The sequence below is a fragment of the Streptomyces sp. NPDC107581 genome, from assembly GCF_055657175.1.
Window position 1 is genome coordinate 18,011 of the sequence record NZ_JBVKBH010000032.1, and the last position, 10,959, is coordinate 28,969.

10 protein-coding genes are annotated in these 10,959 nt (G+C 70.1%); all 10 read right to left on the reverse strand.

Annotated features, from left to right (window positions below; genetic code table 11):
- Positions 1 to 189: 189 nt before the first annotated feature.
- The gene (locus tag ACZ7P3_RS41205) at positions 190 to 888 is read right to left on the reverse strand and encodes a hypothetical protein (RefSeq protein ID WP_472089811.1); all 699 of its coding nucleotides are present in this window, start codon (positions 886 to 888) and stop codon (positions 190 to 192) included.
- The gene (locus ACZ7P3_RS41210; RefSeq protein WP_158708983.1) at positions 885 to 1,853 is read right to left on the reverse strand and encodes a ParA family protein; all 969 of its coding nucleotides are present in this window, start codon (positions 1,851 to 1,853) and stop codon (positions 885 to 887) included. Before ACZ7P3_RS41210 ends, ACZ7P3_RS41205 begins: the two co-directional genes overlap by 4 nt.
- Before the next feature lie 370 nt (positions 1,854 to 2,223).
- The gene (locus ACZ7P3_RS41215) at positions 2,224 to 2,922 is read right to left on the reverse strand and encodes a hypothetical protein (protein ID WP_472089812.1); all 699 of its coding nucleotides are present in this window, start codon (positions 2,920 to 2,922) and stop codon (positions 2,224 to 2,226) included.
- Positions 2,923 to 2,926: 4 nt separating this feature from the next.
- On the reverse strand, positions 2,927 to 3,748 hold the full coding sequence (locus tag ACZ7P3_RS41220; protein WP_472089813.1) for a hypothetical protein: 822 nt from the start codon (positions 3,746 to 3,748) through the stop codon (positions 2,927 to 2,929).
- 40 nt (positions 3,749 to 3,788) lie between these two features.
- Positions 3,789 to 4,196 (reverse strand): DUF6211 family protein, encoded by a 408-nt coding sequence (locus ACZ7P3_RS41225; protein WP_362164914.1) that lies wholly within the window; start codon positions 4,194 to 4,196, stop codon positions 3,789 to 3,791.
- 650 nt (positions 4,197 to 4,846) lie between these two features.
- Positions 4,847 to 5,965: a hypothetical protein gene (locus tag ACZ7P3_RS41230; RefSeq protein ID WP_472089814.1), complete on the reverse strand. Its 1,119-nt coding sequence runs from the start codon at positions 5,963 to 5,965 to the stop codon at positions 4,847 to 4,849.
- A gap of 241 nt (positions 5,966 to 6,206) precedes the next feature.
- Positions 6,207 to 7,235, reverse strand: a complete 1,029-nt coding sequence (locus ACZ7P3_RS41235) for a phosphoadenosine phosphosulfate reductase domain-containing protein (protein ID WP_472089816.1) — start codon at positions 7,233 to 7,235, stop codon at positions 6,207 to 6,209.
- A 55-nt stretch (positions 7,236 to 7,290) separates the two neighbouring features.
- Positions 7,291 to 8,802, reverse strand: a complete 1,512-nt coding sequence (locus ACZ7P3_RS41240) for a hypothetical protein (protein ID WP_472089817.1) — start codon at positions 8,800 to 8,802, stop codon at positions 7,291 to 7,293.
- A 121-nt stretch (positions 8,803 to 8,923) separates the two neighbouring features.
- Positions 8,924 to 9,691 carry a hypothetical protein gene (locus ACZ7P3_RS41245; RefSeq protein WP_472089818.1) on the reverse strand — a complete coding sequence of 256 codons (768 nt, stop codon included), beginning with the start codon at positions 9,689 to 9,691 and terminating at the stop codon, positions 8,924 to 8,926.
- 98 nt (positions 9,692 to 9,789) lie between these two features.
- Positions 9,790 to 10,359: a hypothetical protein gene (locus tag ACZ7P3_RS41250; protein WP_472089820.1), complete on the reverse strand. Its 570-nt coding sequence runs from the start codon at positions 10,357 to 10,359 to the stop codon at positions 9,790 to 9,792.
- Positions 10,360 to 10,959 lie beyond the last annotated feature (600 nt).

The following is a 10,959-nucleotide window of genomic DNA, read 5'->3' on the forward strand; positions in this document are numbered from 1 at the left end:
AAGGTGCACGTCCACCCCATTCTGGGGTGATACTGAAGTACGACATCGGAGCCTCGTCTCTGGTGTGAGACCCCGGGATGCCCGCCTCCACAAGCTGAGGCAGCCCGGGGTTTCGTCTTTACGTCGCAAGAACCACTCTCGCAACGTCCCTAATTATGCCTTATTTTGGAGTCCTTGTCAAGCCCTTGATCACTCCGGCACCTTTTCCTTCTTGCCGGGGAGAAAGGCGTTCAGGACTGGGGCGATCCAGGTGGCTCGGGCCTCGAACCCGTACTTGGCTGTCAGGGTGTCCAAGACCTGCAACTGGGCGTACGTCGGGGCGATTTGGATCTGTACGGGCCCCGCACCCAGGTACCGGACTGCTCGGGGGTCCTCGGGAAAGAGCTCGTTCCCGGCCGCGACCGAGACCTTGGACTCCTGAATGATCTGCGGGGTGGTCGAGTTCTTCGCCGCCACGGCCTCCAGCACCGCCGACGTGTTCGTACGGCCACGTGCTGCCCGCACGTACCGCTCGAACCGGCGGTGAAGGGCGGGCGAGACGTACAGCGTCGTGCGGTGCTTGGTCTTGGCAAGGGCCGCTTCCGTCTCCCCCTCCTCAGCCTCGACCTCCTCTGCCTCGACCTCCTCCGCCTCGACCGCTGCGGGTGAATCTGCAGGCGCCTGCGGCGGCGGGGTGTCACCACTGGGGGCGGCCGGCGGCGGTGCCTCCTTGGCGTCTTCAGGGTTCTTCGGGGGCGGCGGAGTGCTGCCGGTAGGGCTCTGCGGGGGCGGAGCACTTCCTGTTCCGCGGTTGGGGACCAGACCGCCGAGGCCCTGTGCGCGGTTGGGTACGGTGTTCGCCGTCGGCCGGGCGAAGATGGACCCGAGGTTTTCCTCCGGGGTGGTCACGGCCAGACACCTTCCTGGATCATCTCGTTCTGCACCGTCGCCGCCCGGGTGAAGAGTTCTCGCGCCACCACGGCGAAGTCCTCGCTCACCGACGCCGACGTCTTCGACACGACCTGGCTCGCGTCCGCCAGGCCGGCGCGGATCTTCCAGAACTCCGGGTTCTCGGAGGCAGCGGCCTCCAGCTCGTACACCAGCTTGCCGCGGTCACGGGCGGCCACTGCCACTGCTTCTGCGAAGCGGATGACGTTGTCGAAGATGGGGGCTGCTCCCCCCAGGGTGGCTTCCACGTCGTCGCGAACCGTCTTGCGAATGGCCGTGGCGTTGGCTCCCGTGGCGAAGAGGATGGCGCCCAGAAGAGTCACGTACGGGTTGTACTGCCGCATCGCTGCGTAGTCCGTGGCAAGGGCCTTGAGCCCCTTCTTGCGGCTGGACTTGTCGCTCTTGACCGGCACGACCACCCACCGCGCGGCGCCCAGTGCCAGCTGCATCATGTGCTCGTTCTCGGGCGGGGAGTCGATCAGGATCAGGTCGTACTCCTTGGCCACTGGCTGGAGAATGCGGGCCAGAGTAAGGACGGCCGCAGCTCGTTCCTGATCGTTGATCGGGGAGCCGATGATGCCCGGCACTCGACGCAGCAGCTTGCCTCCCGGGACTACGTCCAGGTTCGGCCGAACGTTACGGATGGGCTTGACCGCTTCCTGAAGCGTGATGGCGGTCAGCAGGCCCTTTCCTTCGTCGTCCAGCTCGGTTTCGGCGTAACCAAGTTCCTCTGCCACGTTGCCCTGTACGTTCAGGTCAACGATCAGCACGCGCAGGCCATCAGCCGCCGCGAGACCGCCGATGTTGCACGTGCACGTCGTCTTTCCGACGCCCCCCTTGCCGTTGCCGAAGCAGTAGACATGGCCCAGCTCAGACCAGTTCACCAGCGATGCCGAGTAGGCAGCGATGTCTAGTGGTGTCGCCACTGTTACCTCCCTCTCCTGTTCTGATGGCAGCCTCGCCCGGCCGCACGCGTGGCTACATGGTGGCATGGAGGCTGTACTGACAACCGTCTTTCCCGCTGTCTGCTCCGCGTGGTAGCCCGCCTACAACACAACTGGCCGCCTCGCTGAGAGAGCAGCAGGGCGGCCAGTTGGATTGCCGAGGGGCTAGCACTTGTACTGAAAAGTGGGCAGGGAAGCGACGGTGACAGCGGGGAAAGAAGCAGGGCCTGACCTGGGCATACACGCTTGCCAGTGCACTGCGTAGGGTAATGGCAGACGTAATGGCAAACTCACTGTGAGCTGCACTTGCCCGCTCGATGGCCTGCCCGCTGTGCTGCCTGCTTGCCAGGAATCACCGCAGTACGACGTCCACGACACCGGCAACCAGATGTCCCTGCCTGGCGGCCTGCGCGTACGCCATCAGCGGGGGAGCGACAGCGTGCAGGAGAGTGTGTTCGAGACGTCCCATCATGAGGGTGACTTCGCCTGCCTGCTCAGCGAGCGCCCGCCACCCCGGCGGGACGTACATGTCGCCGTCCGTCAGCCAGGCATGGGCACTGGAACTCACCTGTACGTTCGTCCCCGGCCCGATGAGCGCTCGCCACCCAGGGCTTCGCGGTGACGGTTTCCCCAGCGCATGAATCTGATGGAGCCCGTCCCCGAGCAGACTGCGAATCACGGGATCGTAGGGCGCCCCACCGTCCTCCGTGACGGTGACCTCCTCCTCGTAGGCGAGCAGGAGGACCGGCCTGGTGCCGGTCGGTGAGGGCAACCCCAGCACCCGGGGGACCAGTTCGGTCTCCCCTGTGAGGGCCAGGTCTCCCGGACCGTAGTCCCGTACCTGCGAGTTCGCACAGCGATGGTGCGCAACCCCCAGATGGGACAGGCCGGGACTGCGACGCAGCACAACCACGGCCGGCTCCGTCCTCGCGTCTCCTGCGGTCCTGCACTCCACGCACTCAAACACCGTGACGCGGCTTTGGAAGTCCGCGGCCTGGTTCAGGCCCACGTGGTCGATGACGTCGGAGGCGATGGTGACGCTGGTGGTCATCTGGTCAGTCCTCCGGGTTCTGCCGTGCGCTGCTGACGATGTGGGACCAGGTCCCGGCAGCTCCACCGTGCTCGCGGGCGAGCTCGCCGGCGAGCTTGGCGACAGGCACGTCGGGGTTCGCCTTCAACGCCTTCCGGGCCTGCGCCAGTCGCGGGTCCCCGTCGTACGGGTACCGGCGCGTGGTCCCGGCCGTGCCGGCGGGGCGACCGCCGCCACTCCGCTCGCGGAGCTCCCCGTACTTCCAGATGTCCCCGCGACGGTAGTAGCGCTTCACGCGGCCGCTGTCGGTCTCCTCCTCCCTGATGGGGTCGGGCCAGTGCTTCGGCTTCCTGGTGGGGTACTTCGTGATGCTCGTGGGCTCCATCTTCAGCACCCGTGCGGCCTGCGAGAGCGTGATCTCGTCCTCGGCGTTGCCGCTGCGGTCGATCTCCGTCCGCCACTCCTGTCCGGCCTGGTAGCCCTTGTACCAGCGGTCCCATGTCTTGGAGTTCCAGTACATGGTGTTCCCGACCGTCTTCTCCGGCTCGGGATGGCCGTTGGCCTCCCGTTCCCGGTAGAACAGTTCGAGCGTGCTGCGGCCCAGGCCCGTGCGTTCCTGCAGTTCCGCGCGGCTCTCCAGCCCCGCGGTGCCGGTGAGATCCTTGTACCAGCGGCGCCAGTCGGCGTCGTACCAGGCCAGTTCCCGGCCGGCGGCGTCCGGGACCGGCTCGGGGTGCCCGTTCGTCTCCCGCTCCCGGTACAGCTTCTCCAGGTACGTGAGGCTCAGGTCGTGCTTGTCCGCGAGCTCCCTGCGGGTCGATACCCGGCGCCCGTTCAAGATGGCCATGAGGGAGTCCTCCGTTGTGTTTCCGTCTCGCGACGGGGCTTCAGTCGTCATTGCCCGCCCCCTGATCGCGGTGGTGCTGGTCGTGGCCGGCGGCGCGGGGCAGAAGTACCACGCCGGACTCCGTCAGGCCGTGCTCGACCTCCGGCTCCTCGTCCGCGTCCTCGGCGTCCTGGTCCTGGTCGACCTCGTGCTTCCAGTTCATGACGCCGGACTCGATCGGCCTGGTGATCGTGTCGATGTCCTGGCTCTGGATGGTCGCCGCCCAGTCCTGGGCGCCGTGGGCCGTCTCGTCCGCGAGCTGGATGAACCAGCCGCCGTCACGGGGGAGGGGGCCGTCCTCGATGCGGTAGAGCAGACCGTGGTCGGCACCGGCCGTGTTCCCGGCGTGCAGGGTGATCAGGTCGTCAAGCGCGGGGGCCGTGTTCAGCTCCGCGTCGTTTACCATCATGCGTAGATGCCTTCCTGGTATATGGGCTTGTTGAAGGGCCTGGGGCCAGGGGGCTTCAGGACGGTCAGCACTACTGCCATTGGGCTGACCGTCCGCCCCACTTCCTCCCGCGTCTCCGCGGAAGAACCGAGTATCGAACCTCTCGGCTTCACTAATCGTGCCTTACTCGGTTACTGCGTGTCCAGTCGTTCGGCGGACCCGGTCCGATCGAACGACCGCACTGCACCGGCAAACAACTCTCAGCCTGCCGGAATCCCTAATTATGCCCGCTCGGATTGAGGGCCACAAGCCACAAACTCCCAGCTCACAGCCTTGCCGAGACGGTTGAGTCGACGTTCATTCGACTTCTCTTCATACCTACAGGACCGCCTCCGGCGGGGCCCTTACTCCCAAGGGGGCGGGGGCTCCGTCACCGTGTGCGGGCCGTGGGTGACTGGGGTGGAGGGGTGGCCGGGGGCTCCCCTCGGCCGGTCGGGCACCCGAAGGGCTACCCGGAACCCGGCGGGGCCGCCAGGCCGAGCCGCTTCGCGGTCGCGCGAGCGCGAGCCTGGCACCCCCACCGGAACCCGGGTACGGGCGAGCCTGCCCGACCGACCGAGGGGAGCCCCCGCCCACCGGGCGGAGCCGTGGCGGACGCCGCTGGGCAGTGCTCAGGCCGGCGCGACACGGCACCGGGTCAGGTACGTCTCGACCATGCCCTCGCGGACCGCGTTGCGCACGACCCGGCCGGTGACACGGAGCCGTTGCCCCACTTCGGGGAACGGCTGGGTCATCGAGTCCCACGCGTACCGGCGTCCGGCGCCGTCGGTGAAGCGGACGCGGCGGCGCTCGCCCCACTGGCTCGTGAGCGGGCTGACCTCGGTGACCGTGGCCGTGATCGACTCGCGGTCCTCCGTGGTCAGCCGCCGCTGGGCCTCGCGCAGGTACATCGGAACTGCGGACACCACCAGACCGATGTCCGCCGGTGCCAGGTCCTGTGCGACCGCGCGGGCCAGCTTGCGGCGGTAGTCGCTCGCGGCCGCGTCACCGTGCAGGCACCAGTCCCGGACCGCGGCGGCCGTGGCCTCGACGTTCCCGGCGGCCCGGAGGTGTTCGTGCAGCTGGTCCAGGGCCTCCCGGCCGGCGCCGCCCAGCAGCAGGGCGCGAACCTGTTCGGCGGTCGTCCAACCGCCGCCGCGCTTGACGTACCCGGCCTGGATGGTCAGAGCGACGGCGTACTCCAGGGCCTGGTCGACGTGGAGTCGCAGATCCGTCGGCACTTCGCCGGGCTCGTACGGCTCGGCTGTCAGGCAGCAGCGGATCAGGTTCCACAGGTCGCGCAGGACGGTGACGGGCAGGTTCGCGTACGGGCCCGCGCACGTCGTGCCCAGCTGCATCGTGCTGCCGTCCTCGTGCCGCAGGAGATAGCTGGTCAGGGCTCCGCGTTCCCCGCAGGCGTCGCAGTGCGCGATCCGGTCGGCGGCCTCGTCCTCGAACGGCGGGAGCGCGGTGACGGTGCTGCCCGCCGCCCCGTCGTGCTCGACCTGGGCGATGACGGTCCAGCCCTGGAACTGCAGGAGGGGGAACGTCACGGTGACGTCCTGGACGGCCACGGCGCCGATGGGGACGCCGTTGACGTCGGGCCACGGCATGGGCTCGACGGGTCCGCGGGTGAGGTGGCATCCGGTCAGCCCGTGGGCCCGGGTCTGCCGGTCCGCCTGCTCGATCACCTCGCGCACGGCGGGGAGCTGATCGTTTCGGACGGGGAAGGTCAGGGATGTGCTGGTCATGCGTTCTCCGTAGGGGGCGACACGGCCCGGCCGTGGGAGACGGCCGGGCCGGCGGGATGGGTCAGTGTCGGTGGACCGGTTCGGCCCGTCCCCGGGGAGAGCACGGCAAGCGCGGTGGGGCTCATCGCGACTCCTGGACGTTGAAGGTTCGGGGCTGCCGAAGGAACTGCCACACCTTCGACCGTTGCTAATTCTGCCTTATATATCGAACGGGGTCAACGCCGTTCCCCCTGTTCCGGGGCTACATCGTCAGGGTGCAGGTGTCGCAACCGCCGATGGCGTGCAGCAGAGGGGCGGACCCGGTGCGGGCCTTGGACTCGTACGTCGGCGGCCGCCGGAGGGCGGCGTGCACGTCCCGTTCCATGCGCTCGAAGTCGGCGTTCTCCTCGACGCGGACGCCCGGGTCGGGGGCGTCCGGGCGGCGGGACTGTTCGATCAGCTCGGCCATCGTGATGTTGGGGTTGAAGGGGACCTGGCGGACGCGCTCGACCAGTGCGCACAGCTCGGCAAGCCGGGGCCGGCGGGCGACCCCCAGCAGCAGATCGCGGTGGCTGGCCAGCGTGCAGGTCGAGCAGGAACAGCGGCTGGACCCCCGGCGGTCCCCGGCGCCGGGGTGGGAGTCGTAGCACCAGTGGTACGGCACCTCCTCCGCGAGAGTCCACGCCCACACGTCGGCGGTGCTCACCTGGTGGGCGGGCAGCCACTCGTCCACCACCCGGTGGGAGTTCTCGGTCGTGCGGCGCCACGCCTGCCGGTTGCGTCGGTCGCGGCTCTCCTCCGCCCTCAGGCCGAGGACGTTGGCGAACATCAGCGGTCCTTGGACCTCCTTGCGCAGAGCGCGGACCTGCGGAGTGAACGCGCCGAACACCATCTTCGTCTTCCACGGACCCGTGCAGGTGCGGGCCTGACCCAGCCAGGGCCAATCCCCCCGCTCGGCGATGAACGTGAGCAGATCGAAGGGGACCGTGCGGCCGTCGACCTGCCGGGTGCGGCGGACCTCGATGTGCCGCTCCGGGGGGACGCCGAGGATCTGGCTGTGCTGGGCGGCGAGCTCGCTGGCGCTGGGCCACCGCACGCCGTCCACGGTGACGGCGGGCCACTCCATCGGGCCCAGGCTGGCGTGGGCGGTCCAGACGCGGTCAGCGACCCCGGCCCGGCGGGCGGCGTCCATCGCCTTGGCGCCCGCGATCACGCCGTCCTTCCCGCCGGACAGGTTGATCACGATGCGGTGCCGGGTCGCGGCGAAGGCGACGGGATCGGTGTAACTCATCTTGCTCTCCTCGGTGTTGGGCGGGCTCCGGCGTTTCCGGAGCCCGCGGGGTGGTTCAGGCGATGAGGGTCACGCCGCCGACGGTCTTGGCCCGGCGGATCAGCGGCTTTCCGCCCGTGGGGCGTGGGGGTTCGGGCGCGGGCAGCGGCCGGAGCGGGTTCCAGCGGGTGCCGACGTCCCCGGTGTGCCGGGTCCACGCCTCCTCGAAGTGCTTCCGCTGCTTGTCGCGGACTCCGGCCGGCGCCGCGACGGCGAAGGCGGCGGCCGCCGGGAACCCGCCGTCGGCGGTGAGGTAGTGGGCCCGCTGGATGCCGGACGTCTCCCCGCGCTCCAGGGCGAGCCCGTGGCGGGCGGCGAACTGCCGGATCAGCTGCTCGGCGGTGCGGCGGTCGCCTTCCCACACGGTCCGCACCGACCGCCAGGCGGGGCCCTTCTTCGCCGGTCCCCGGCATTCGCGGTGCCCGGGGCACCACGGCTCGAAGTCCCCGGCGGGGTGGTCGGCCTGGCACTGTTCGGTCCGCGGCTGTCGGCACCACCACTTCGGTGACCGGCAGGACCGGCCGTGATGGGTGCGGCAGTCCGGCGTGCGGGCCGCGTAGTAGATCCTCCGCACCTCGTAGATCGCGTACGGGGCCTGGTCCAACGACTCCTCGAAGGCGCTGAGCACGGGGTGGTTGCGGCCGTCCTCGGTGAGCCTGCGGTACAGGCTGTCCGTCCCGTACAGGCTGGAGCGCTCGTTGAGCGCCATCGCGACGTGCTCCATCCGCAGGACGTCCGCGGCGATGTGCGGGTGGTCCCGCAGACGCGCCTCGTGGGCCTCCCTGCTCGCGCACACGCCGCTGAAGGGGCACTGCGAGCAGTACGACTTCTTCACCGGCTCTCCGAGCCGTTCCAGGACGAACCGCTCGACGTCCGCCCGGTCCTGACGGGCCAGAATCAGGGGATAGAACGGCTCGCAGATGGTCCGGCCCGCGGCCCGGTTGTGCTCGCGCTGGATGCGGCTGTCCTTCTCCGCGCGCTTCAGCTCGCCGTAGTGGTAGCCGATCACCCGGCGGTAGCTCGCGCCGCCGAACTCGGCCTCCGTCCACTGGTCCAGCACCCATCCCTTGAAACGGATGCTGCACGTCCTACGGCCATTGGCGATCTGGGGGACGGTTCCGGCCTCGCGGAGCTCGTCGCTCAGACGCCACGGCCCCCGCGCGAAGATCCGCCGGGGAGACCGGCTGTCGTCCAGGACGACAACGCCGTCCGCGTCCTGGCGGCCGGCGCGGGCCACCTGCACCAGCCGGACCCCCGCCCGGCGCAGGCGCGGCAGGACCAGCCGGTCGACGTAGTCCAGGGTGTCCGGCCATTCGTCGCCGGTGACCGCGTGCACCACGATCAGGTCGGAGAGGTCAGGGGCCAGACCGTACCGCTCGGGGTGGTCCAGGAACTCGATCAGGATGGCCGTGCTGTCGGCTCCGAGTCCGTAGCTCAGCACGGTCATCCCGGAGGATCGGCCGAACGTGGTCCGCTCCGAGGGCTCGGGCAGGTCAAAGAGGGCTGCGGGCAGGGCAGTTGCAGGCACGGAGAACTGAATCCTCGGGTCGGGTGGCTTCGCGCCGGCGGACGGCGGCGGTCACGGTGGGCGGCTCGATCGCCGCCCTGTGGCCGGGGGCACGGACGTGGGCCCGTGCCCCCGGTTCAGGTCAGCCCTTCTGCGGAGGCTTGACGATGTCCCGCATCACCGCGGCGCGGGTCGGCGCCGCCGGGCAGGGACCGAGCAGCCGGGTCAGGTGACCGCGCAGGGCCTCGATGTCACCGGCCTTGCGGGCGCTGTCGGCCTCGTCCAGCAGGCCGGTCACCGCCTCGCGGTCGGTCGGGTGCCCGGTCTCGCACGGGCACTGGGTGGGGCGCTTGCCCACCAGCTCGGCCACGCGGGCGGCCTGCTCCTCGAAGGGGACCTTGCACCCCTCGTGACGCCACGCGGGACGCGGCGTCGGGTCGCCGTTGCGCCCGCGCAGGTGGCTCCACCAGCGGTTCCCGACCCAGCCGCAGATCAGGTCTTCCATCTCGAACGGGTTGTCCGACCCGGGGTAGCCGTGCTTGGGGCTCCACGCGATTTCATCGAGCCGCCCCAGGCAGATGCCCGCGCTCAGGATGTTGCGCCGCGTGGGCGCCATCCGCGGGTGCAGCCACGGGACGATGCCCTCGGGCGCCGTGTCACCGGCCTGGGCCGTCTGGGGGAGGGCGGCGCCGGACTGGGTGACGGTGTCCAGGTGGGCGGCGGCCTTGTCGCGGTCCTCGTGCTGGCTCTCCTCGACCTGGCCCAGCACGCGCGCGTGCCAGTCGCCGTGCCAGCGGTGGATGTGGCCGATCAGCTTCCCGTCGACCGTGACGGGGTACCGGCCGTCCGGGGTCCGGTCGCCGATGCGGTACCGCTTCTCCGGGATGTCGGGGGCGTCGTTCGTCGCCATGTCGTTGTCTCCCTGCGTTGAAGGTTCGGGGCGGGCTTCTGCCAAAGCCCTTGCGGGGTGGGCCCGCCCGGCTGCCACCGGGCGGGCCCACCGGAGTCCTACCGGCGGCGGTGCTTCAGCAGCGCGCTCAGGCTCGGGGCGGACGGCCGCGCGTTCTGCGGGTGCCACCCCTCCCGGAGGAAGGCGACGGGCCGGTTCTCGCAGTTGCGCACGATGACCAGGTCCGGGCTCGTCGCGACGGTCTCGCCACGGCGGGCGGCGCGGACCAGGAGGTCGCGCACCTCGTAGCGGTCGGCGCTCTCGGGCGCGGCTCCGGCGGAGCGGGTGAACAGCGGGCTGCTCACCCAGCGGGCCGCGAGGGGGATGCTGCGGGCCTCCGCGAGGGTGGGGGTGTGGTGGTCGAGCATCCCGGCGGGGACCGGGACGATCGTGGTGACCACGGTGCCGTCCTCGGCGTCGAGCAGTCGGACCAGCTCCGAGTCCGGGGACTGACGGACGGTCAGCTTGTCCGTCACGTCGGCCGCCCGGACGGTCCACCACGTCTCGTTGACGTCGGCGGCGGTCGTCACCAGCCGGGGGCGCCCCTCGGTCCACACGTAGGTGGTGGACAGGTAGAGGGCGAATCCGCCGATCTCGCGCGGGGTCTCGGTCTCCAGCTCTGCGTACATCGTTGCTCCCGTGTTGAAGGTTCGGGTTGTCGGGGAGGACTGCCACCCCCTTCCGACATCACTAATCATGCCTTATTTTGGGGTAGAAGTCCAGCCCTGAAGACCCTCCAAACGAGTGATCTACCTCACACGTTTTCGCAGGTCAGGGGCGGTTTCCACCCCTTCCGGGCGAGCCTTGCCCGGCGGGCCCGCCACGGCTCCACCCGGCGGGTGGGGGCTCCCCTCGGTCGGTCGGGCAGCTCCGCCCGACCGCCGGTTCTGTGGGGGGTGCCAGGCTCGCGAAGCGACCGCGAAGCGGCTCGGCCTGGCACCCCCCGCAGGTTCGGTGGTAGCCCGAAGGGTGACCGGTCGGCCGAGGGGAGCCCCCGCCCGCCCTCACCCCAGCTACCACCGGACCTCAACTCGCCGTGCACCCCGGCCCCTTGGGAGTAAGGGCCCTCGCCGGAGGCGGTCCTTTCCCCTCACCATTGGTGGTGACCGGCGGCGGCACTGATCGGCGCGGACCGTCCCGGCGGTCCGCGCCAGCGGACCCGAACGGGAACAGCCGCCCCGCCAGGGGCGCCCGTTCGGCCCGACGAAGGAGGGCCTGGTCCGCGCCAG